This is a genomic window from Cellvibrio sp. ATLC23, from assembly GCF_057196725.1.
In genome coordinates this window covers 409349-433557 of the sequence record NZ_JBXUOS010000003.1, presented here as the reverse complement: position 1 = coordinate 433557, position 24209 = coordinate 409349, and the positions used below count along the sequence as shown (strand labels likewise).

The 24209-nt window shown below is 48.3% G+C and carries 15 protein-coding genes; 14 read left to right on the top strand and 1 reads right to left on the bottom strand.

Annotated features, from left to right (window positions below; translation table 11 throughout):
- Positions 1-28: 28 nt before the first annotated feature.
- Positions 29-2827, bottom strand: a complete 2799-nt coding sequence (locus AC2CG4_RS07425) for a TonB-dependent receptor (protein ID WP_484485643.1) — start codon at positions 2825-2827, stop codon at positions 29-31.
- Between the two features lie 316 nt (positions 2828-3143).
- On the opposite strand from AC2CG4_RS07425, the gene AC2CG4_RS07420 reads away from it, so the two are divergent.
- From AC2CG4_RS07420 to AC2CG4_RS07355, 14 genes are all read left to right on the top strand, one after another.
- The gene (locus AC2CG4_RS07420; RefSeq protein WP_484485642.1) at positions 3144-4019 is read left to right on the top strand and encodes a helix-turn-helix domain-containing protein; all 876 of its coding nucleotides are present in this window, start codon (positions 3144-3146) and stop codon (positions 4017-4019) included.
- Positions 4020-4455: 436 nt separating this feature from the next.
- A complete protein-coding gene (locus AC2CG4_RS07415) occupies positions 4456-6441 on the top strand; it encodes a cellulose binding domain-containing protein (protein WP_484485641.1) in 1986 nt (661 codons plus the stop codon).
- A 112-nt stretch (positions 6442-6553) separates the two neighbouring features.
- Positions 6554-8410, top strand: a complete 1857-nt coding sequence (locus tag AC2CG4_RS07410; protein WP_484485640.1) for an endo-1,4-beta-xylanase — start codon at positions 6554-6556, stop codon at positions 8408-8410.
- Positions 8411-8613: 203 nt separating this feature from the next.
- On the top strand, positions 8614-10947 hold the full coding sequence (locus AC2CG4_RS07405) for a nucleoside hydrolase-like domain-containing protein (protein WP_484485639.1): 2334 nt from the start codon (positions 8614-8616) through the stop codon (positions 10945-10947).
- Between the two features lie 493 nt (positions 10948-11440).
- Positions 11441-13372, top strand: coding sequence for a carbohydrate-binding protein (locus AC2CG4_RS07400; RefSeq protein ID WP_484485638.1), 1932 nt, complete (start codon positions 11441-11443; stop codon positions 13370-13372).
- Positions 13373-13634: 262 nt separating this feature from the next.
- Complete coding sequence (locus AC2CG4_RS07395; protein WP_484485637.1) at positions 13635-15071, top strand: L-fucose/L-arabinose isomerase family protein; 1437 nt, start codon at positions 13635-13637, stop codon at positions 15069-15071.
- A gap of 2 nt (positions 15072-15073) precedes the next feature.
- Positions 15074-15916 carry a transketolase gene (locus AC2CG4_RS07390; RefSeq protein ID WP_484485636.1) on the top strand — a complete coding sequence of 281 codons (843 nt, stop codon included), beginning with the start codon at positions 15074-15076 and terminating at the stop codon, positions 15914-15916.
- Positions 15913-16914, top strand: coding sequence for a transketolase family protein (locus AC2CG4_RS07385; RefSeq protein WP_484485635.1), 1002 nt, complete (start codon positions 15913-15915; stop codon positions 16912-16914). Before AC2CG4_RS07390 ends, AC2CG4_RS07385 begins: the two co-directional genes overlap by 4 nt.
- Positions 16914-18410 carry an FGGY family carbohydrate kinase gene (locus AC2CG4_RS07380; RefSeq protein ID WP_484485634.1) on the top strand — a complete coding sequence of 499 codons (1497 nt, stop codon included), beginning with the start codon at positions 16914-16916 and terminating at the stop codon, positions 18408-18410. The genes AC2CG4_RS07385 and AC2CG4_RS07380 overlap by 1 nt, the downstream gene beginning before the upstream one ends.
- A 104-nt stretch (positions 18411-18514) precedes the next feature.
- Positions 18515-19516, top strand: coding sequence for a substrate-binding domain-containing protein (locus AC2CG4_RS07375; protein ID WP_484485633.1), 1002 nt, complete (start codon positions 18515-18517; stop codon positions 19514-19516).
- Positions 19503-20237 carry a DUF2291 domain-containing protein gene (locus tag AC2CG4_RS07370; protein ID WP_484485632.1) on the top strand — a complete coding sequence of 245 codons (735 nt, stop codon included), beginning with the start codon at positions 19503-19505 and terminating at the stop codon, positions 20235-20237. The genes AC2CG4_RS07375 and AC2CG4_RS07370 overlap by 14 nt, the downstream gene beginning before the upstream one ends.
- Positions 20238-20244: 7 nt before the next feature.
- Positions 20245-21780 carry a sugar ABC transporter ATP-binding protein gene (locus tag AC2CG4_RS07365; protein WP_484485631.1) on the top strand — a complete coding sequence of 512 codons (1536 nt, stop codon included), beginning with the start codon at positions 20245-20247 and terminating at the stop codon, positions 21778-21780.
- Positions 21777-22799, top strand: a complete 1023-nt coding sequence (locus AC2CG4_RS07360; protein ID WP_484485630.1) for an ABC transporter permease — start codon at positions 21777-21779, stop codon at positions 22797-22799. Before AC2CG4_RS07365 ends, AC2CG4_RS07360 begins: the two co-directional genes overlap by 4 nt.
- A 108-nt stretch (positions 22800-22907) precedes the next feature.
- Positions 22908-24200: a DUF1593 domain-containing protein gene (locus AC2CG4_RS07355; protein ID WP_484485629.1), complete on the top strand. Its 1293-nt coding sequence runs from the start codon at positions 22908-22910 to the stop codon at positions 24198-24200.
- Positions 24201-24209: the final 9 nt, after the last annotated feature.

Here is a 24209-nt window from a genome sequence, read left to right as displayed (position 1 = left end):
GGATGTTAATCAGAGTGTCGTAGAAACATTACAAGAATTTATATTGCAGCCCTAAGTAGAACTGGCGCCCGGATTGATCAGAAATCTCTTCCAGATTATAGCCGTCACTGCCCATACTTGTTCTCACTGTTTCGTCGGTAATATTCAATACTTCAAAACTAACGCTCAGCGAGTCATTAAATTTATAACCGATTTTTGCGTCAACAAAATCTGTTGCATCGCGCAAATCCTCACCGTGCAATATACCTGCGCGCGGCCCGCTACTGACATTGAATCGAGATATGGCCAGGGTTGGCGAATCGCCTGTGTGGGAATAGGCAATACGCGCATCAAAACCTGCATCGTTTTCATACCAGAGTGTCAGGTTATAACTTTCATCTGCCTGATCAACCAAACGCCCCCATACCGGAGCCGCTTCGGTGCCGTTATTTACGCGGGAAGATATGCTGGTGTAATTGACAATTACACCGGAGTCTTGCAGCCATTGTGGACCAAATTGGAAGGGTGCCTGGTACTGTAACTCCCAGCCATCGAGCTTGCCGCCCACACCATTTTGCAGCGATTTGTATTGGAACATATCGCTTGGTGTCGCCGGTGTGCTAGAGAGCAAACTGTTGGGCAAGCCAAGTGCAGTCCAAGGTACGGTGACATCAATTCTTGCCGGGAAAGATTCAATATCCTTTTCAAAATAAGCGATCGACAAGAGGCCTTCTTCGGTGAAATACCATTCGGCCGATATGTCGGTTGCTTTAGCACGATAAGGATCAAGCCCTGGGTTGCCCGCTGTATAGGTGCGATTAAATCCATCTACCGTTCCGCCTGGTGTCAGGTTGCCCAATGATGGGCGCGACATAACCTCCGCCCATGAAGCACGCACAATTATTTCATCGGTCAACCACAATCCCGCATTAATAGAGGGCAGAGTGTCGGAATATTCTTTTTTAACCGTTGTTGCTTCCACACCTATATCACCGGTTGACTCAACTTCGGTATCTGCTTTACGCACACCAACGTTACCCAGAAATTGCATGGATCCTATTTCAGTGCGCAAGTTTAACTGGGCATAGACACCTGAATCTGTTTCTTGAACATTGCGTCGTCCACTTGCGCCATGATCAAGTTTGTAACAAGAATCGGTAGTGTTATTGTTGGATTGTGGAAAGCCAATACTTTTAGCAAATGCTGGCCAATCGGCATTGAAATACACTTGCCCTGCCCAGTCTTGGTAAAGGGAACCCATATCTTGACCAACGGTTTTTAAGCCTGCCACTGTCACCGGACAGCCAGCGCTAACGACACTGGATGCTAATTTACTGCCTTGCAGGGAATCATCCCAAAAGTTTACGTTTTTATTTAAATCAAAATAATCAAACTCGAAAACTTTTCTCGATGCCCCGGTGCTCACCGAAAATGTATCGTTAATTTCCCAGTCGAGATCAGCAGCAAAATTATCAAATGAATAGGTGGTTGTTTTGTTGTTGAGACGAGACTCGGAAATGATCCAATTGGCAGGGTTGGTTAAATCAAATCCGTAAGTAAAAGTGGGAGATGATTGCCCGCCCTTTGTATAGTCATAAGAAAAGTCCTGATTGAATGCTTCAAGAATGGCCAGGGTTTGAATCCCGCGGGATTCTGATTCCGAGCGGCCTGCCATCAAATTTAATTTGAAATTGTCAAAAATGTCTTGTTTGAGCGATAAAGAATATTGATTGAATTCATCCTCTATGTGGCGCTCAACACCTTCCGAGCGAATATCAACACCGGACAACTGTGCGCGTAGCAAGGCATTTGTTTTAGCATCAAAGGTGTAAGTGTTTGGATCGGGATTAACCGTCGTTTGAACGCGGCCACCCGTGCCAGTGCGCGAAAGAGAAATGGGTGTTAATGCCGGCGCAACTTCATCCTGATCTTGTGTCGAGTGCAATACATCCAGTGTTAATAGAGTTGAATCAGTAGGTCGCCATTGCAGTGCTGTTGTAATCCCGAGGTTATTAAACTCAGCTTTATTATTGTAGTAACGTGGAAAACGAGGATGAAAAGCATTGTTAATGTCAGCCGGTAAACTCGCCGCATTTTTCCATTTGTTATTGCCCGCACCGGTATTAGCTTCCCAGCGGCCTGTATTCGCTGAATTCGTTGCGGTATAAAAATCCGAGTAGGCGATTGAGACGGCAGCGCCCAAAGTACCTTCATCGTTTTGGATGCTTGCTAAACCGGTAAGGCGTGGATCCAATTCATCTGCATTTTCATTGCGTCCTAACTTTGCGCCCACAATAAATTTATTGCCTTTATAGTCAAAGGGGCGTGCGGTGTACATATCCACAGTCGCGCCCAAAGAACCTTCTTCTAATTTAGCTTCTGACGTTTTGGTTACATCGAGGCGACTAAAAAGCTCAGACGCAAAAAGGTTAAAGTCAAAAGATCGGGAGGTGGTGTTGTAGGTAGCGGCTTGCGCCTCCATGCCGTTTAAACGGGTGCGAGTAAAATCAGAACTTAAGCCGCGCACACTAATATTTTTACCCTGTCCATTTGCGCGCGTGATCACTACACCTGAAATACGCCCCATGGATTCGGCCAGGTTGTTATCCGGGAAGTCGCCAATATCTTCAGCGGTAATACTGTCAACCATGCCGACTTTTTCTTTTTTAATATTCAGGCTATTGACCAGACTACTGCGGAATCCTGTTACGGTTACCTCCTCAATAACCCCATCTTCCTTGGCATTATTTTGCGCCATAGATAAGCAAGAAATACCTGAGCAGACAGCGATTACTGCTAGCGTGAGTGTATTTTTAGTAAATTTTTTTTGCTCTGGAACTATTTTCATTATTCACCTCTCTGGTGTCTGTCATTTTTATTGTTGAGATCCATTCTGTTCGATTTAGAAGCTGAGTTAGGCAAAATACGGCCAAACAGAAGGAGCCTAAAAAGGAACTACCGGCATACAATGAGCTTAACAAAGTTGTGAGTCATCCTGTTTTTCGCACAATATTTCTCGGATTCTAAGCTTTTATTCCCAAGCTAAAGATTATGCTGTCTACTGTGTAGATAGCTTGGATGCGCAAAAAATGCATAAGCCTCCTGGGTGATAAAAGGAAGGGGAATCTTGTGCTCAGTTTTTTTACCAGCATTGAATAATAAAAATGAATTCAGATATTAATACCCAGTCATTTGATCCAAACCGTCCGGACTTCACGCCCTATGGTTTAACCTGTGTTCATTGGCAACCTTCCCCCATGCAGCGCCCGGATCATCACAACGAAATTGAACTTAATCTGCTTAAGTCAGGTTCGATTACCTATTTGTTGGGGGGTAAAAAACAGCGTGTGGAAGTGGGCAGGCTCAGCATTTTTTGGGCGGCAATACCGCATCAAATTATTGATTATTCAGAAGACAGCATTTTTTTTGTGGCCACAATACCGTTGCAGTTTTTTTTGCAGTGGCGTTTGCCAGAAGAATTTGTTCAGCCCTTAATGCAAGGCTACTTTCTCAGCGAATTCAGCGCGCAAAAAGCAGAATCAGATGCAAAGCTGTTTGAAAATTGGGAGGCCGACTTAATGAATGATTCCCCGCAGCATGAGCGACCAGTCATTCTGGAAATGCAAGCGCGGTTGACTCGTTTTGCGCTGGATTTTCACACCCATGCAGACTCCCATAATATTCGCAACCATCTGTCCAGTGTTACTGGTTCCGGGCTCAACAAAGTTGAACAAATGGCGTGTTTTATCGCTAAAAATTACACCCAAAAACTCTCCGTTAAAGATGTGGGTAAGGTGGTGAATTTGCACCCCAACTATGCCATGAATCTTTTTCAAAAAACCTTTGGGACAACATTGGTGAATTACATTACCCAGCACAGGGTATCCCATGCCCAGCGCCTGCTGAGTACCACTGACCTTCCGATTACCGAGATCGCCCTGCAATCGGGTTTTTTATCCATTAGCCGTTTTAACGAAGCGTTTTGTCGCTCATGTGGCTGCTCGCCGCGCGATTATCGTAAAGCCCACGAGTCGATTTGATGACACACGAGTTCAGTGAAGGATGAGTGGAAGTTTATTCGGCGCAGAAAAATTTATATTTAAAACAAAATCTGCTATTTGAACATTGATTGTTTTTTTTGCTAAAAAACGCACACTCTCGCCAGTGCAACCTTAGTATTCAGGTGCTTTTAATAAGATTTCAGGCAGTTCACTTAGGTAAACAGGATTACTCTTTAATCACCTCGTTAAACATAAAATAAAAATAACAACAATAGATATTCAACCCGAGCAGCACTATAAAAAAGTGCGCATTGCATCTCCAATAGCCTCAAGTATTAAGCATAAATACAGGGCTGTTTAGCAATTTAACGGCATTGTCGTTTCGCTCAACATCCACAATCTCTCCGTAGTCATTTGCACGCCATGGCAAATGGTCGGTTCCTATTATTCTAAAATTTAGCGAGTCATAAATATTATGAACATCAAACACTATAAGTTGATTAAAAGAAGTGGGTGCTCCCTGCTGCTTGCCAACTTGGCTCTTGCTGTTTCGTCTTTTGCCTGGGCCGATTGCAGCTATACCATCACTAACAATTGGGCCTCAGGCTTTACCGGTGAAATTAAGGTCACCAACAATACCAATCAAACGGTGAATGGCTGGACTGTGACTTGGAAAGATTCTGCGACTATCACCAGCTCATGGAATGCAACCCTCACTGGTTCAAACCCCTATACCGCAACTGCATTAAGTTGGAATGGCACTTTGGCTCCTAATGCGTCTGCCAGTTTTGGTTTTCAAGGTACGGGAAATGCGAGTGTTGCAACTGTAACCGGCAACCTCTGTGGTGCGGCGGTGTCATCCAGCAGCAAATCCAGTACACCAGTCAGTTCTGCAGCGCCAAGCTCTAAAGCGGCCAGTTCGGTTGTGGTTAGTTCAACACCGGCAAGTTCGGTTGCACCCAGTTCCAAAGCCACCAGCTCTGCAGCGACCAACACGTCTTTGATTTTGCAGGAAGATCAGAGTGGTTTCTGTTCGGTGAATGGCACCATCGACAGTAACAATAGCGGTTATACCGGCAGTGGCTTTGCCAATACCGACAATACCCAAGGCGCCGCTATTACCTGGGCAGTGAATGCATCGAACAGTTCGCGCTACACACTGGTATTCCGTTTTGCCAATGGTGGCAGCAGTGCCCGCAATGGCTCGCTGGTGATTAATGGCGGCAGCAACGGCAACTACACCGTCGAATTGCCCACAACAGGTAGCTGGACTAATTGGCAAACTGCTTCAGTTGAAGTGGATTTAGTGCAAGGCAATAACAATGTGAAATTGTCTGCGCTGAGCGCTGAAGGTTTGCCTAATGTGGATTCATTGACTCTGGTTGGCGCAGCCGCAACACCGGGTTCATGCGGCACAACCGCAAGCAGCACTCCGGCTTCGTCCAGCTCTGCGCCCAAAAGCTCTGTGCCAAGCTCAGTGCCACAAAGCTCATCATCTGTAGCCTCTAGCACGCCGAGCAATAACAACCCTGGCTATATCAGCATTACCGATAAGGCACCGGGTTGGGCGAGCATGAATGGCGGCACCACCGGTGGCGGCACTGATTTAAGTAAAGCTATTACCGTAACCAACATGAGCGCGCTGAAATCAGCGGTGAGCGGCTCCAGCAGCAAAATCGTGCTGGTTGCACCCGGCGTTTACGATGGCACGCTTACTCCAGGCGCAAATACCACAATTATCGGTACCAAGCCCGGTGTAATTATCAGCGGCAATATCAACATTAGCGGTTCCGATAAATACAACATCATCGTGCGCAATATCTCGGTGCGCGGCAAACAATGTGGTAGTTACGACGAATGTAGATCGGGTGCAGACGGCGTTTATATTGGTAGTGGTGCGCACCATGTATGGTTCGATCACTTCGATGTAGCCGATGGGCAAGATGGCAATTTTGATGTAACTCGCTCGGGGGATTTTGTTACCTGCTCATGGTGTAAATTTCACTACACCTACAACAAAGAACATAAATTTTCCAATTTGATTGCCGGTAGCGATGACGAAACGGAAAGCCGTGGCAAATTAAACATTACCTATATGTTTAGTATGTGGGGCGACTTGGTTGGATCACGTCAACCGCGTGGCCGCTTCGGCAAGGTTCACATGCTTAACAACTATCACAAAAACACCGGCGATATGCATGGCGTCGGCAAAGAAATGCAACTGCTCGCTGAAGGTTGCACCTATGACAATCCAGGTAAACCAGCATTTTTCACCATGGGTGGTGCACACACGGGTTGGAAAGGTATAGGCAACGAAGGCACTGCCAAAAATGTTAACGATTCAACCGGCAGTGTATTTAAACCGCCTTACAGCTATAGCGTAATGCCAGCTTCACAAGCCAAAGCCGCCATTCTTTCCAGCAAGTGCGGTGTCGGCAATACCTGTGATCTAAAAATGTAATTCCCTACGTGCTTACCCTCATTTTGAATGCCCTGTTTGCCAAGGTTTAAACCCTGCCGGCGCATTCAGTGAGGGCTTTTTCTTCCATTAAAAACCAGGAGTATTTGGGACAATGAAAACAAATCTATTGGCAATCTTAACGCGGCGCAGTACTGCTCTTATTGTTGCTGGCTTTACCTTATCGCTAAGTTCTTTTAGTTGGGCAGGCTGCAGTTACACCATCACCAACAATTGGGGTTCAGGCTTTACCGGTGAAATTAAAGTCACCAACAATACCAATCAAACCGTGAATAGTTGGACTGTAAATTGGAAAGACTCTGCCACTATTACCAGCTCATGGAATGCAACCCTTTCCGGTTCTAATCCCTATACCGCGACCTCATTAAATTGGAACGGTACCTTGGCTCCCAACGCCTCTGCCAGTTTTGGTTTTCAAGGTACGGGCAATGCAAGTGTTGCCACCGTGACTGGCAGCCTCTGTGGCGCAGCGGCGTCATCGACCAGTAAATCGAGTACACCCGCGACAAGTTCCGCAGCGCCCAGCTCAACTCCCGTGAGTTCTATCGCACCTAGCTCAGCGGCGCCCAGCTCCAAAGCCGCCAGCTCAATCGCGCCCAGCTCGTCCAGTGCAGCCAATAATTCCTCATTTGTTGTGCAAGAAGAGCAAGCAGGCTTCTGCAGTGTAGATGGCAGTATCGATAGCAATAACAGCGGCTTTACCGGCACCGGTTTTGCCAATACCGATAACGCCCAAGGCAAGGCGGTTAAGTGGGCGATTAACGCGACCACTAGCAGCCGTTACACACTGACAATCCGTTTTGCTAATGGCGGCACAAGCAATCGCAATGGCTCTCTGCTAATCAATGGTGGTAGCAACGGTAATTTCACCTTCGAGTTGCCAAGCACCGGTAGTTGGACGAGCTGGAAAACCGCGTCGATTGAAGTGGATTTGGTGCAGGGCAATAACCTTGTGCAACTCTCCGCGTTGACGGCAGAAGGTTTACCCAATATCGATTCATTAACCATTACCGGTCAACCAACCAGTGGCGGTGCTTGCAGCACAAACGCAAGCAGCATTCCGGCCAGCAGTAGCGCATCGAGCAAGAGCTCTTCCAGTGCGCCCGCGCCGCAAGGAAAGTTTGTCGGCAACATTACAACGTCGGGCGCAGTGCGTGCGGATTTCAACAAATATTGGAATCAAATCACCCCTGAAAATGAAGGCAAATGGGGTTCGGTCGAGCGCTCGCGCGATGTGTATGACTGGAGTGGCACCGATCGCATTTACGCCTACGCTCGCCAGCACAATATTCCGGTCAAAGCGCACACGCTGGTGTGGGGCAGCCAGTATCCCAGTTGGATTAATTCATTGAGTGCGACTGAGCAGGCGGCAGAAATTGAAGAGTGGATTCGCGATTACTGCACACGCTATCCCGATACCGCAATGATTGATGTAGTGAACGAAGCAATTCCTTCACATGCGCCAGCAAATTATGCACAAAACGCCTTTGGTAATAATTGGATTATTCGCTCGTTTCAATTAGCGCGTAAATACTGCCCCAACGCGATACTTATTTTGAATGACTACAACGTGCTGAGTTGGGATACCGATAAATTTATCACCTTGGCAAAACCTGTGATCGCCGCCGGTGTGGTAGATGCTGTTGGCTTGCAAGCGCACGGATTGGAGAGCCGCTCGCTGACAGAATTGACTAGCAAATTAAATCAAATCGCCGCCTTGGGTGTGCCGATTTATATTTCTGAATACGACATCGCTAAAACTAATGATCAGGATCAATTGCGCATCATGCAGGAGCAATTCCCACTGTTCTATAAACATTCCTCTGTCAAGGGCATTACCTTGTGGGGCTATGTTGTAGGTAAAACCTGGCGCGATGGCACCGGCCTTATTCAAGACAATGGTACGCCGCGCCCAGCTATGACCTGGTTGATGAATTATTTAGGTAGGTAGGCTGTCAGGTCGTCCCTTATCCATGAAAAAGGAGTTTCATGGTTTTTTAAATTTATTTTGTAATTTTTAATTTAATCAGCGCGCGTATTTATTTTCATCAAGTAAGTATTAATGCTTAACCGACTAAGCAGATTGTTAGCTGTATAAAAATAACCAACAGCAAACAATCGTAAAAAATCACTTCACAACAAGCGGAAATCATAATGAACAGTAATCGATTTTGCTCGGCAAAAAAAATCGCCTATTCAGCACTGCTGTTGGGCTTATCTTTAAGTATTTCCAGTCACTCCTGGGCCGGTTGTAGTTACACCATTACCAACAATTGGGGCTCGGGTTTTACCGGAGAAATTAAAGTGACCAACAATACCAATCAAACGGTGAACGGTTGGTCGGTGAGTTGGAAAGATTCTGCCACTATCACTAGCGCCTGGAATGTTACGCTCAGCGGAGCCAACCCTTATACCGCCACGGCATTAAGTTGGAATGGCACGCTTGCGCCCAATGCGTCGGCCAGTTTTGGTTTTCAGGGAACCGGCAATGCCAGTGTGGCGGTAGTCACGGGTAGCCTGTGTAATGCTGTTAGCCAATCGAGCAATGCAATAAGTTCCAGTGCGCCGAGTTCAAAACCCCTTAGCTCGGTTGCTCCCAGTTCGACACCAGCAAGCTCCACGCCAGCAAGTTCCACTCCTCAAAGCTCAGTTGCGCCAAGCTCAGTTGCACCGAGTTCAAAATCCGTAGCGAGTAGCTCGTCAAGCGCGCAAGGCAATAACACTTTTATCATTCAAGAAGAACAGACGGGCTTCTGTGGTGTGAACGGCACAGTCGACAGCAACAATGGCGGCTTTACCGGTAGTGGTTTTGCCAATACCGACAACGCAGTGGGCAATGGTGTTAAGTGGGCGATCAATGCATCCAGCAGCAGTCGCTATATTCTCAGTTTCCGGTTTGCAAACGGCGGCAGCAGTAACCGCAATGGCTCGCTGTTAATCAATGGCGGCAGCAACGGTAATTACACAGTCGAATTGCCGACCACCGGTAGCTGGGCTGCATGGCAAATCGCATCCATCGAAGTCGATTTGGTGCAGGGCAATAATACGGTGCAATTGTCTGCGCTCACCGCAGAGGGTTTGCCCAATATGGATTATTTGCAAGTCACTGGTGCAGCCGCAACGCCGGGCTCCTGCAGTGGCGCGCCAGCGAGTAGCGCAATGGCGACTAGCTCCATGGCAAGCAGCTCGGTTAAGTCCAATACGCCTTCGTCCAGCTCCAGCTCGACACCGACTTATAGCAACGAGCGCATTCGTATCATCAACACCACTGACTTAAATGCCGACCCGGATGATGAACAATCTATGGTGCGGCAATTGGTCATGGCCAACTTGTTTGATATTGAAGGTTTAATTGTTTCCACCAGCTGTTGGAAAAAAACACAAACCTCAACGGCGGCGCTCGACAAATTATTAAATGCCTATAACCAAGCCTTACCTAATTTGAAAAAACATGCCGATGGTTTTCCCTCATACGAATATTTGAAATCCGTATCCACTATGGGGCAAAGAGGTTATGGCATGGGGGATGTCGGCGCCGGTAAAGCCACGGCTGGTTCCAATCTTATTATTGCGGCGGCCGATAAAAATGATGCGCGCCCGCTCTGGGTTACCTGTTGGGGCGGCTGCAATACTATCGCGCAAGCAGTATGGGATGTGCGCAATACACGCTCGGCCAGCGACTTCAATAAATTCCTCAGCAAATTGCGTATTTATGATGTGCTGGGGCAAGACGATGCGGGTGCATGGCTGACAAAAAACTTCCCGGATTTATTTTTTATCCGCGCGACCGGTGTTTATGGTTGGGCGCCTTCCGACAGCTGGTTGAGCACTAATGTACAAAGCCATGGTGCGCTGGGCGCAGCCTATCCCAACCGCAAATATGCAACCGAGGGCGATTCGCCAGCGTTTATGCATTTAATTCCCAATGGTCTGCACGACCCGGAAAAAGTAGATCAAGGTGGCTGGGGTGGCCGTTTTGACACCAATAAAAAAAGCGGTATTCGCGGTATGTCGCCAGTGACAAATGAGTCGCAGTACGACACCTATAAAATGTTTGGCAACACCGCTGAAGGCACTAGTGCGATTAGCCGTTGGAAGCCTGCGATCGACAATGATTTTCAGGCGCGCATGGATTGGAGCATCAAAAATAATTATGCCGATGCCAACCATCACCCTATCGCGGTAGTGAATGGCAATAGCTCAACTCAGGTGCTTTATCTCAATGCCAGCGCAGGCTCTGGTGTTGCACTGACCGCAGCAGGTTCAAGCGACCCGGACAATAACGGCTTAGCTTACGCATGGTCTTACTACGATGAGCCGAGTTCGTACAACGGTTCTGTAACCATTAATAACAGCACCTCGGCGAATGCTACGGTGCAAATTCCCTCAGGTGCGAGCGGCAAAAATCTTCACATTATTTTAACCCTGCGGGATAACGGATCGCCCAATCTGTACGCCTATCGCCGGGTAATTATTAACGTGCAATAAACCGGAAACATTTTTTTATTTACTTTTAAACCAGAGCGTTAGTGATTAGGCGCTCTGGTTTTTTTATGGATTTTTTTCCGTTCGGTAAATAAAACTGAATTTGATAGCTCTGTGATCTACATCTGTCTTTTACGCGCCAAACCTTAGCATTCAGGCTGTTTTTTCTATTGGGCAGGGTGATCTCTAAGTGGCTGACGCCTAGCGTGAATAAAATAAAGTATTCAAAAAATCTAAGTTTGTTAACGAAGCAAAAATAACATCAAGTTAATTGCAGTGCTTTGGTGTGCAGCTCTCACGCGGAATTTATTGCACTCATTTTTTAATTCACGTTTTTTACATTCATGGAAAGAAGGTTCATCCCTTCAAACACAGGGGGCCTTGTTGGCCGGTGACAATAAAGAACTGCTCATTACAGGGCAGTTTGCTAACAGCGGCAATGAGTTCAAATAACTTATTGCATTTTTTCCATTACTACATCACGAGCATAACAATCATGAATCGATTTCATTCGACAAAGCGGGCAGGGTATTCATTTATCCTTTCTGGATTAGCGCTAGCTATTTCCTCGTCATCTTGGGCAGCCACGTCAACTTTTGTACTTCAGGAGCAGGAGCCAGGTTTCTGCAGTGTTGACGGCACAATTGACAATAACAATGCGGGGTTCACTGGCAATGGTTTTGCCAACACCACCAATAAAGTCGGGACTGCAATCAAGTGGGCGGCAGATGCAACGAGTAGCAGCCGTTACACCTTAAGTTTTCGCTACGCCAACGGTGGCAGTGGCAACCGTGCGGGCACTTTACTGCTCAATGGTGGCAGCAACGGTAGTTACACGTTGAACTTGCCCGCAACCGGCAGTTGGACCAACTGGCAAACAGCCTCTATTGAGGTGGATTTAATCCAGGGCAATAACAACCTGCAGTTAACCGCATTAACGGCCGAGGGTTTGCCCAATATAGACTCGCTCAGTATTCTGGGGGCGAAAACAGGCGCAGGTATTTGCGGTGTGGTCGCAAGTAGTTCGAGTAGTTCCAGCAGCAAGCCCGCAGTAAGCAGCTCCTCGGTTGCGCTTAGCAGTACACCGGCGGTTAGTAGTGTGGCTGCCAGTTCAACGCCTAAAAGTTCAACGCCGAGTGTGAGCAGTTCTTCCAGTAGTAGTGCAACCGCCACTGAGTTGCTCGCCTTCCCAACCGCGGAAGGTTACGGCAAATACACCACCGGCGGCCGTGGTGGTGCAGTTTACGAAGTGACGAATTTGAATGACTCAGGCGCGGGCAGTTTGCGTGCGGCGGTTTCAGCGTCGGGTGCGAGAACTATTGTGTTCCGTGTTTCAGGCACTATCGATTTAAAAAGTAACCTGACCATCAGCAACCCCAACATCACCATTGCAGGTCAAACCGCACCGGGCGATGGCATTACACTGAAGCGTTATCCATTAGTGATCAACGCCGACAATGTGATCATTCGTTATATTCGCTCACGCTACGGCGATCTGTTAAAAAATGATGCTGATGCGATCTCTATGCGCTACCGCAAAAACATTATTTTGGATCACATCTCCGCCAGTTGGGGTGATGACGAATCCATGTCGATTTACCACGGCGAAAACGTCACCATTCAGTGGAGCATGATTACCGAAACCCTCAACCGTGGTGGCGATCATGGCTTTGCCGGTATCTGGGGCTCACCTTACAGCAGTCATCACCACAACCTCATCGCCCACAACGTGAGCCGCGCGATTCGTTTTGCCTCGGGTGGCGGCAATGTGGATTATCGCAACAACGTGATTTACAACTGGGGTTACAACAGCGCCTATGGTGGTGAGCAACAACAAGTGGGCAATGCCAACTTCAACTTCTCTAACATCAACATGGTGGCTAACTACTACAAACCGGGCCCGGCAACTGCAAACGCGGTGCGCAGCCGTATTCTGAACCCAACCACCCGCAATGGCGATGCAGATTACGGCCATTTTTATGTGGCTGATAACTACGTGGTCGGCAACGCCAGAGTAACTGCAGATAACTGGGATGGCGGTGTACAGCCCGCCGCTGCCGCTGCGAAGTTAACCAAGCCCTGGCCATCTATGCCAATCAAGCAAGAAACGGCAGAACAAGCTTACCTATCGGTTCTGGCAAAAGCCGGTGCTTCCAAAGTGCGCGACTCGGTGGATACACGCATCATCGAAGAAGTGCGCAATGGCACCGCCACTTACGGAAAAAATGGCATCATCGAATCACAGCAAGAAGTGGGTGGCTGGCCATCGCTGAATAGCGGCACTGCACCACAAGACAGCGACAAAGATGGTATGCCTGACGATTGGGAGAATGCCAACGGCCTGAACCCCAGCGATGCAAGCGATAGAAACAAAAAGGATGGCGTGGGTTACACCATGCTGGAGAAGTATCTCAACAGTCTTATCTAATCGCGGTCGGATTTATAAGTAACACTCGCTCCACCCTGAGGCCTCAACGTGAGGCCTCAGTCTCTTCTAGTTTCTGCCCGAGTTTAACTGCGCGGCGCGCCAATTTTACCCTGTCGTCAAAATCTTCATGAGACCTGCGATTGATCTTAGAATTCAGGATGTTTTTACCAGCAAACAGGATGAAGCCTCTGCAAAATCAGCCTAATCTGCTTAAAACATAAAACGCATCATCCCTATTTACGATAAAAACAGCAGGTCTCCCATGTCATATTCCCGTTCGTCCAGCCGCCCGGTTTTTGGGGTTATTTTAAGTAATCGCGATTTTTTCCCGGATCAATTAATCGGCGATGCACGCCGTGAAATTCTGCAATTGTTTGAAACCCTAGGAGTTGATGCGGTACTGCTGGGCGATGAAGACACCAAATTGGGTGGGGTAGAAACCCATGCCGACGCGCGCAAATGTGCCGAGCTATTTCGCCAGCACCGCGATCGCATTGAAGGTGTATTGGTGATGTTGCCCAACTTCGGCGATGAAAAAGCCGTTGCCGATACCATGAAATACGCCGACCTGAATGTGCCCATTCTGGTGCAGGCCTATCCCGATGACCTGGATGAATTGGATGTAGTGCGCAGACGCGATGCCTTCTGCGGCAAAATATCGGTGTGCAACAATTTGCGGCAAGCGGGCATTCCCTATTCCATCACCAGTAAACACGTAGTCTTCCCGAGCGACCCCTCCTTTAAAGCTGACCTGCAACAATTTATCGCAGTCTGTCGCGTGGTGCGCGGTTTGCGTCATTTGCGCATCGGCGCTGTAGGTGCTCGCCCGGGTGCATTTAACACTGTGCGTTACAGTGAAAAAATTCTTGAGCGCAATGGCATTAGTGTTACCACCGTCGACCTGTCTGAAATTCTGGGCAAAGCCGAAAAACTGCAGGCGGAAGATATTCGCGTAGTAGAAAAGATAAAAGAAATTGACGCCTATGCCTCCACCGCTGCGGTGCCTTCGCCCAAGCTGGTACAAATGGCACGCCTAGGGGTGGTGTTAGATGATTTTGTGCGTAAAAACCAACTTGATTGCACCGCTATTCAATGTTGGACATCGGTGCAATCCAATCACGGCTGTAACGTGTGCACCAGCATGAGCATGATGAGTGAAAGTTTTATGCCGAGCGCCTGCGAGGTGGACGTTACCGGTGTATTAACTATGTATGCCCTGCAACTTGCCTCTGGCACACCGAGCGCACTGGTGGATTGGAACAACAATTACGGCACCGACGATGAGAAATGTGTGCTCTTCCACTGCGGCAACTGGGCCAAATCCTTTATTCCCGATATTCAAATTTCCACGGCGCCAATTTTGGGCACCATCGCCGGTGAAGAAAATACCTGGGGCGCACTCGATGGTCGCACACCGGCCAACCCGCTGACTTACGCCCGCATCACTACCGATGACACCAATGGTGTGATTCGCGCTTACATAGGTGAAGGTCAGCTCACCAACGATGAATTAAAAACCTTTGGCAATCGCGCCGTAGCTCAGGTGCCAAAATTACAAAAATTATTGCAGTACATTTGCAACGAAGGTTTTGAGCACCACGCGGTAATGAGCGCCTCGCACTCGGCCGCAGTGCTCAATGAAGCCTTCAGCCGCTATCTGGGGTGGGAAGTTTATTACCACAACGCGCCGCAGGATTAATCATGTATAACGATCAACAACTCGCATTGAAATCCCTGCAGTATCGCCGCGATATTTTGCATTGGATTAAACACGCAGGTGCTGGTCACACAGGTGGCAGCTTATCCTGTGTTGATATTTTAAATGTGCTGTACAACCGAGTTCTTCGCGTGACCCCTCGTAGTAGTTTTGCCTCGCCGGTACGTGACCGATATGTGCAGAGTAAAGGTCACTCGGCGGAGGCACTTTTTGTCGTGCTTGCCGACCGGGGTTTTTTTGCGGCAGAAGAACTCGCCACGCTGTGCCAATATCAATCCCATTTTGTTGGTCACCCCACGCGTAAAATTCCCGGTGTTGAACAAAACACCGGTGCTCTTGGGCACGGGTTACCTATGTGTACAGGCATGGCGATTGGAGCCAAATTAAATGCTGCCGACTTTCGGGTGTTTACCTTGTTGGGTGATGGTGAACTTGCCGAGGGTTCCAACTGGGAGGCCGCTATGGCCGCCGCGCACTACCAATTAGATAACCTCACGGCGATTGTGGATTGCAATAGTTTGCAAATCAGTGGCCACACATGTGACGTGATGAACAACGAGCCTCTAGCAGAAAAATTTGCGGCGTTTGGCTGGGCGGTGCGCAGGGTAGATGGCCATAATTTTGCGGAGCTTAGCGCTGCGCTGAGCCAGCCCATCGAGCCGGGTAAACCCAGTGCCATTATTGCGCACACGATTAAAGGAAAAGGCATTAGCTTTATGGAAAATGTTGCAGCATGGCACCATCGTGTTCCCACCGATCAAGAATACGCGCTGGCAATCGCAGAGCTGGATGCGGCGCGCGCGCAATTCGCGGAGGTATCGCTATGAGTGCACCTGCACCCTCAATGTTTTCTGCTGCAGCTCGTCAGGTTGCCGAACAATTGCAATTGACAATGGGCAAAGCGAATCAAGATGTGTTTGCCCAAACGCTGTTGGAATTGGCCCGTGCCGATCAAGATATTGTCATTGTCACCAGTGATTCGCGTGGCTCGGGAAAATTGGTTCCGTTTGCTGAAGCACTGCCTAAACAAATTATTGAGGTGGGCATAGCAGAGCAAAATTTGGTAGGTGTTGCAGCCGGTTTGGCTTCGGTGGATAAAAATGTATTTGCAATATCGCCCGCGTGTTTTTTAACAGCGCGCTCGTTTGAGCAAATTAAAAACGATGTGGCTTATTCAGATAATCCAGTGACCTTGGTGGGTATTAGTGCCGGGGTGAGTTATGGCGCACTGGGTTCAACCCATCACTCGCTGCACGATTTGGCGGCGCTCCGCGCCGTTAACAATATCAGCATCCTGGTGCCTGCCGATAATCATGAAACCCGCGCGGCTGTACAGCTTGCGCGCAGTATGAACACACCTGTTTATCTGCGCATTGGCAAAGCGCCGACCTACCATTTACCCAATGCTGCAGCGCTTGAATTGGGTAAGGCGCGTGTTATTAACCCGGGTGATGACGCAGCATTTATCGCCACCGGTGAGACAGTGATTCACGCACTGTTGGCTGCAAAATATCTCGAAAACACTGAAGGCATGCGCTGCCGCGTGATTAGCATGCCCAGTATTAAACCGCTCGATACCCAAGCAATTCTCGCTGCCGCAACCCAGTGTCGCGCTGTCATCACCGTGGAAGAGCATATGGTGCATGGCGGTTTGGGTGAAGCCTGCGCTGCGGTGATCGCGCAAGCCAATAGTCAGTGTCGATTCAAAATCGTCGGCATTCCCGATGAATATACAGTCACCGGCAGTCAGGCCGATATTTTTCGCCACTATGGGATATCAATGGAAGGGCTTGCCGATCTTATGTGTAAGCTGTGGGAAGTCTAATGACTATGGGCTACATCATTGCTTTTGATCAAAGCACTTCCGCGACCAAGGCGCTGCTTTTTAATGAGCTGGGGCAATGTTTGGATCGCGAATCCGCAAGCCATAAACAGCATTACCCACAACCCGGGTGGGTGGAGCATGATGCGGAGGAGATTTGGCAAAATGTGCTCGCAGTAGCGCAACATTTGCTGGCCAGAAATCAGCAGTACCTTAATGCGTTGGCAGGCATTAGCATCACCAATCAGCGCGAAACCATCGTGGTATTTGACCGCGCTACCGGCAAGCCTTTGGCGCCCGCGATTGTCTGGCAGTGTCGGCGCAGTGAAGCCATTTGTGCGGCCCATATTGCAGTGAAGCAGAATGCGCGTGTGCAGCAATTGACGGGGCTGCGTATTGATCCGTATTTTTCTGCGTCAAAAATTCAATGGTTATTGGAAAATATTCCCGGCCTGCGCAGCAAGATTGAAACGGGCGATGCCTTGCTGGGCACCATGGATACCTATTTAATTTATCGCCTTACCCAGGGGCAAACCTATGCGACGGATGTCACTAATGCCAGCCGCACGCTGCTCTACGATATCAGTCAATTAGATTGGAGCGATGAGCTGTGCGAGCTGTGGAATATTCCGCGCAGCGCCTTAGCTGAAGTCCGTGCTTGTGATGCAAGGTTTGGTGAATCATCACTAAACGGATTGCTCAAGTCAGCCCTGCCGATTGTGGGTGTAATGGGGGATTCCCAAGCCGCATTATTTGCGCAGCGCTGTTATGAACCCGGCACGGCCAAAGTTACGTTTGGCACAGGTTCATCGATTTTGTTAAACATAGGCAGCACCCCTTTATTTTCATCATCGAGTTTAGTGACCAGTTTGGCTTGGGTGCAGCAAGGCGCTCCAGTGTATGCGTTTGAAGGCATTATTATTAATTCCGCCGCAACACTTGAGTGGCTGAAAAATCAATTGGGCTTAATCACACAGATTGGCGAAGTAGAAACGCTCGCCAGTGAAGTGAGTGATTCCGGCGGAGTATTTTTAGTGCCCGCGTTTTCCGGTTTGGGTCTACCTTATTGGCAGCCCAATGCCAGAGCTGCGCTAGTGGGATTATCGGCCCACAGCGATCGCCGTCATGTGGTGCGCGCCGCGTTGGAGTCTATCGCCTATCAACTGCGCGATGCGCTGGATGCCATGCAGCAAGAAAGCAATGTGCGATTGAGCGAGTTAAAAGCAGATGGCGGCCCCACCGCTAATAAATTATTGATGCAATTTACCGCAGACATTACGCACACCCATCTCGTTCTACCGGCGAGTGCAGATTGCTCGGCATTAGGTGCATGTTTGATGGGTTTGCTCGGTTTGCGGCACTATCAATCACTCGCGGAAATTCAGGCGCTGGCATTGGTAGAAACCCGATTTGTGCCGCAGAGGGCGCTAGCAGAAACGGATCAGTTGTATCGTGGGTGGCAGCAAGCCATTAAACAAGTTTTAAGTGGCATTCATTAGGTACTTAAAAAAGCGTCCAAATTAATAGCAGTAGTAATATCTATAAATTCAATAACGATAATTTTTATAACTATAAATAAATGAACAACCCCAAGGGGAAAAAAATGACTATATACAATAAAAAGGCTCTCACTTTTTTCGCTATTTTATGTTCAATGCTAACGCTGGCCGGCTGTCAGAAAGAGCGTGACAATCCCGCCCCTGTATCCCATACCACTGAGTCAACCAGTGCAACGGATAACAGTGACAAGCCGATCGCTATTGTTATCTCTACCCTCAACAACCCCTGGTTTGTGGTGCTGGCAGAAACGGCTCGCGACCGCGCGCAGGAATTGGGTTACAAAGCGACTATTTTTGATTCACAAAATGATCCTGCGAAAGAGGCGGAGAATTTTGAAAATATTATCTCCAGTGGTTATCAAGCCATCTTGTTTAATCCAACCGATGCCGATGGTTCCGTCGCCAACGTGCGCAAAGCAAAAAAATCCAATATTCCGGTTTTTTGTATGGACCGTGAAATCAATGTGGCCGATGTCGCCACCACACAAATTTTGTCCGACAACTACGCTGGCGCCGTGCAACTTGGGCAGTATTTTGTAAAACAACTCAATAAAAAAGGTAAATACATAGAACTGCTGGGCTTAGTGGGCGACAACAATACCTGGAATCGCTCCAAGGGTTTCCACAGTGTGGTAGATCGATTTTCCGGTATCGAAATGGTTGCCCAGCAAAGTGCAGACTTTGACCGCGCTAAAGCACTGGAAGTCACTGAATCTCTATTGCAGGCGCACCCGGATATAGATGCGGTATTTGCCGGTAACGACGCCATGGCTATGGGGGCTTATCAGGCCGTTATCGCGGCAAATAAAGCGGAGCAAATTAAAATTTTTGGCTTTGATGGTGCGGATGATTTAGTGGCATTAATCGCCGCCGGAAAAATTACTGCAACCGCTATGCAATTTCCAAAAGTAATGGCGCGAACCGCCGCCGAAAGTGCCGATGACTACATAAAAGGAAAGCGGGAGTTCCCCCAAAAAACGCCCGTTGCTGTCGAATTAGTTAACCAAGAAAACGTTAAGAAGTATGGCAACTATGGCAGACATTAATGACACCTCTGTAGGCCGCCTCACGATGAATTCCGCCAAACGCCATAATCAACTGCAGGCTGAAAAATCGCCGCTGCAGGTTGCACTTAAATCGCGCCGGTGGCGCGCAGTGTTCGGCTTGGTTGCTGCGCTTATATTTTTTATAAACGTGCCCCTGTTTCATCTGGTGCCGCTCAAGGCCAAGCAACAGCAAACTGCCGAGAGTGTGTTTAATGCCCAGCGCTATGTAGATGTGTTGTGGCAAAAACTCTTGGGTGAAGCCAGCAATAGAGCGATTGATGTCACTGAGTTGATGGCTGCGCTGCAAAAAAATCCTGAAAGTGCTGCGCAACAATTCGGTTATAGATTGGGTATTGGTAGCAATACCGCATTTTTTGCCAGAGGTAGTGGCGAGGTCAGCGCCATCAACGATGAGAGCATTACGATTCGCGTCAGTGCTGAAACTCCGTTTGATCTTGTCATAGAACTGGGGCCGGTATTTAGCAATAGCATTCGCGACGGTTCAGGTTTGCTCAACATCAGTGACTTTACCAATACCCAACATTTTAATGCAATTTCCTCCGACATTAATCGCCGTGTTGAAGAGCAAGTGTTGCCTACATTACAGCAGACCGCGCAGGTAGGCATGCAGGTACATTTTACCGGGGGAATTGAAGTCGCCACGGAAGATGGACCTTTAACATCACTGACACTTGTTCCTGTATTGATTGAATGGTTGTGAACTGCCTATGACGAGTGCAACCGATGTAGTACTAGCAGCGCGCGGTATTTCCAAAATATTTCCCGGTGTGCGCGCGCTGGATAATGTCAGTATTCGTTTGCGTCGCGGCCGCTTAACGGCATTGCTCGGCGAGAACGGTGCGGGCAAATCAACCCTGATGAATATTATCGCCGGTGTATTTCCACCCGACGGCGGTGAAATTCAACTGGACGGCGAGCCGGTGACATTTAGCTGCCCACGGGCCGCGCTGGATGCGGGTATAGCCATGATTTATCAGGAATTAAATTTAGTTGCTGATATGACCATCGCCGAGAATATTTTTCTCGGCCGCGAACCGCTGAATGCCTGGGGGTTAATTGATGCTCAGGCAATGAATACTGCGGCGCAAAAAATTTTGCAGCAACTGCAGCTTAACCTGGCACCCACCACACCGCTCAATCAATTGCGCGTGGGTCAACAGCAGTTAGTTGAAATTGCCAAAGCTATTTCGTGCAACGCGCGGGTCATCATTATGGATGAACCCACCTCGGCAATTACCGAGCAAGAAATAGAAGCGCTGTTCAGTATTATTGAAAATCTAAAACAGCAGGGCGTGGCGATTGCCTACATCACCCATAAATTTGAAGAACTGACACGCATTGGCGACGACGCCATTGTCATGCGCGATGGCAAGTTGATTACCACTGCTGCCATTGGTGAATTAAGCCGCGATGAAATGGTGCGTCTGATGGTGGGGCGCGATCTGGAAACCGCTGTGACGCGGGTGCCGATAAACGCGACCCAGGAAATATTGCGGGTTGAAAATCTATCGCTCAAACACCCTTCGCGCGCGCAGGATTTTATCTTGAAAAATATCAGCTTTAGCGCGCATCGCGGCGAAGTATTGGGTATTTTTGGTTTGATGGGCGCAGGGCGAACCGAGTTACTGGAAACTATTTTTGGTTTGCATCCGCGCACTTCATCCGGTGCAATTTTTATCAATAATAAGGCGGTGAGTATTAAATCGCCGGACGATGCAATTGCCCAAGGCATTGCGCTGGCGCCGGAAGATCGAAAACACGAAGGCATTATTCTGGGTATGACCATAGCGGAGAACGCCAGTCTCGCCTGTTTAAAAAAAATGGAGCGCTGGGGCATTATCGATCAATCCGCCGAACAGCAATTAGCAAATAATACTATCGCTCGCTTTAACGTAAAAACACCTTCTTGCAAACAACTTATTCGCAATCTCAGTGGCGGCAACCAACAAAAAGTGATTCTTGGCAAATGGTTGGCGATTCAGCCCGATATTTTGTTATTGGATGAGCCTACCCGCGGCATTGATATCAATGCAAAAACTGAAATTTATAAAATCATCCATGAGCTCAGTGACAGTGGTATTTGCGTCATTCTGGTGTCCTCGGAAATACCGGAAATACTCGCGTTATCAGATCGCATCATGGTGTTAAGCGAAGGTAAAAAAACTGCCGAATTCTACCCAAGCCAAACAACGGCTGAATCTATTATCAGCGCCGCCTTACCTCTAGGAGCATCTAACACGTGAGTACACAATTACCCACTAATTTGCCGAAAAATAATTTATCCCAGACGCTTGCCAATAAAGAGCTGCTAGCAAAATCACAATCGCTGATTGCGCTATTAATCATGGTTATTGCCATGTCATTTTTATCGGATTCATTTTTGACTGCCGATAATGGCTGGAATATTTTGCGTCAGATTTCGGTGAATTTATGTCTGTCCATCGGCATGACTTTAATTATTCTCTCCGGCGGAATTGATTTATCGGTGGGTGCGATTTTGGCACTAGCCGGAGCAGTCGCGGCGGGCGCACTTAAAAATGGTATAGCGCTGCCCATGTTTGATCTGCTTATTCAATTTACCCTCGCTGGCGCGCTCGTCAGCGGTTTGCTAGTTGGCCTGATGTTGGGTTGGTTTAATGGTTTTATGATCACCCAATTTCGCATTCCACCATTTGTTGCCACACTCGGTATGTTCAGTATTGCGCGGGGTTTGACTATGTTGTGGACGGGCGGATTTCCAGTGACTGGCTTGGGCGACGGTTTTACTTTTTTAGGAACGGGCAATTTTTTAGCCATACCTATGCCGGTTTGGATCACCGCGATCTTGGTTGCCATTTTTGTAGTGATTACCCGCAAAACCCGTTTTGGTCGTTATCTCTATGCGATTGGTGGCAATGAGCGCGCTGCACTGCTGACGGGTTTGCGCGTAAACAATATCAAAATTTGGGTGTATACCCTGGGTGGCGGGCTCGCCGGTATTGCGGGTTTGTTGGTTACCGCTCGGCTGGATTCGGCGCAACCTAATGCCGGGTTGGGATACGAACTGGATGCTATTGCCGCGGTGGTGATTGGCGGAACTTCCTTGTCGGGTGGCAAGGGCAGTGTTATGGGCACCGTTTTGGGCTGCCTGATTATTGGGGTGTTAAACAATGCACTCTTCCTGCTGAATGTGTCGCCATTTTGGCAGCAGGTAATCAAGGGTGTAATTATTTTGGTGGCGGTTGCTATTGATCGCGCCAATGCTAAAAATCAAGCGGGTTAAAAACGATCGAGTTAAAAACGACCGAGCTAAAAACCAATCAGACTAAATTCAACACGCTGTTAACAATTACAAAACAATTAAAAAATAAATCAACCTGAGAGAAACCTAATGAATCGCTTGTTATTAATAGCGCTCAGTTTTTTTTTGGCGCTGCCGCTGGCAGCCGCTGAACAATCGCGCCCCAGAGTAATTATTTCCACTGACATAGGCGGCACCGACCCGGATGATTTTCAATCTATGGTGCATTTGCTGTTGTATGCCGATGTGCTCGATATAGAGGGATTGATATCTTCCCCGTTTGGGCCTGGCCGCAAGCAACATATTTTAGAGGTGATCGATCAATACGAAAAAGATTACCCCATGCTGGCAACCCACTCAGCTCAATATCCGACTGCTGCCGCACTGCGTGCGATCACTAAACAAGGTCAAAAAGAGATTGCACCCTATCAGGGTTTTAGCAAGCCCACTGAGGGTTCACGTTGGATAATTGCCCGCGCGCGCGCTAAAGATCCGCGCCCACTGCATCTGTTAGTCTGGGGTGGAATAGAAGACCTTGCCCAAGCGCTGCACGATGCGCCCGACATTTTGCCCAAGCTGAGGGTCTATTACATTGGCGGCCCCAATAAAAAATGGACTCCCAGTGCGTATCATTACATTGCCAGCCAACACCCTAATTTGTGGATCATCGAAAATAACGCGACCTACCGCGGTTGGTTTGTTGGCGGCGAACAATCAGGCGATTGGGGCAATCAAGCGTTTGTAAAAACATTTCTTGCACCTCATGGCGCACTCGGAAAATATTTTGCTACCACGCTGGAAGGCACTATTAAAATGGGTGATTCCCCCTCGGTCACCTGGCTGTTAAATAACAACACCCTCGATCCATCAGAACCCGGTTGGGGCGGACAATTTGTGCGCGCTTGGACTCGCGCCAATACAATATTTAATCGTTTCACCACAGCAGATGATCAAATCGAAGAATTTGGTCTTGCCGAATTTGTATTTCCACTGCCTGCAAATTTGCCGAAAAATCCTGTAGTCACCCTGCATATTGAAAATCAACAATTGACGGGATTTATCGATCGCCAAAAGCAAGTGCATTTTCGTTTTTCACCCAAGGCCGCCGCTGTGTTTACGTATCGCTTGCACAGCAATATTCCTGAGCTAGAGGGTAAAACCGGAGCCATCACTGCCATACCTACACCCGCTTCTGCTGCCAATCATCCTGACCCACACTGGCCAAATTGGTGGGTGGATAACCCAGCTCCCGAATTCGCCGAGGGGCCACATATTGGCGCTAAAACGGTCAATCGCTGGCGCAAGGATTTTTTAAGTGATTTTGCTCATCGAATTAATCGCGCAAGCGTCAAGGCTCCATCAAATGAAGAATCTGAACGCTAATTATCATCG

Coding starts and splice junctions, on each gene's coding strand:
- AC2CG4_RS07395 (WP_484485637.1), top strand. CDS start 13,635: ATGTCATATTCCCGTTCGTCCAGCCGCCCGGTTTTTGGGGTTATTTTA.
- AC2CG4_RS07420 (WP_484485642.1), top strand. CDS start 3,144: ATGAATTCAGATATTAATACCCAGTCATTTGATCCAAACCGTCCGGAC.
- AC2CG4_RS07380 (WP_484485634.1), top strand. CDS start 16,914: ATGACTATGGGCTACATCATTGCTTTTGATCAAAGCACTTCCGCGACC.
- AC2CG4_RS07355 (WP_484485629.1), top strand. CDS start 22,908: ATGAATCGCTTGTTATTAATAGCGCTCAGTTTTTTTTTGGCGCTGCCG.
- AC2CG4_RS07365 (WP_484485631.1), top strand. CDS start 20,245: ATGACGAGTGCAACCGATGTAGTACTAGCAGCGCGCGGTATTTCCAAA.
- AC2CG4_RS07405 (WP_484485639.1), top strand. CDS start 8,614: ATGAACAGTAATCGATTTTGCTCGGCAAAAAAAATCGCCTATTCAGCA.
- AC2CG4_RS07375 (WP_484485633.1), top strand. CDS start 18,515: ATGACTATATACAATAAAAAGGCTCTCACTTTTTTCGCTATTTTATGT.
- AC2CG4_RS07410 (WP_484485640.1), top strand. CDS start 6,554: ATGAAAACAAATCTATTGGCAATCTTAACGCGGCGCAGTACTGCTCTT.
- AC2CG4_RS07370 (WP_484485632.1), top strand. CDS start 19,503: ATGGCAGACATTAATGACACCTCTGTAGGCCGCCTCACGATGAATTCC.
- AC2CG4_RS07390 (WP_484485636.1), top strand. CDS start 15,074: ATGTATAACGATCAACAACTCGCATTGAAATCCCTGCAGTATCGCCGC.
- AC2CG4_RS07385 (WP_484485635.1), top strand. CDS start 15,913: ATGAGTGCACCTGCACCCTCAATGTTTTCTGCTGCAGCTCGTCAGGTT.
- AC2CG4_RS07425 (WP_484485643.1), bottom strand. CDS start 2,827: ATGAAAATAGTTCCAGAGCAAAAAAAATTTACTAAAAATACACTCACG.
- AC2CG4_RS07415 (WP_484485641.1), top strand. CDS start 4,456: ATGAACATCAAACACTATAAGTTGATTAAAAGAAGTGGGTGCTCCCTG.
- AC2CG4_RS07400 (WP_484485638.1), top strand. CDS start 11,441: ATGAATCGATTTCATTCGACAAAGCGGGCAGGGTATTCATTTATCCTT.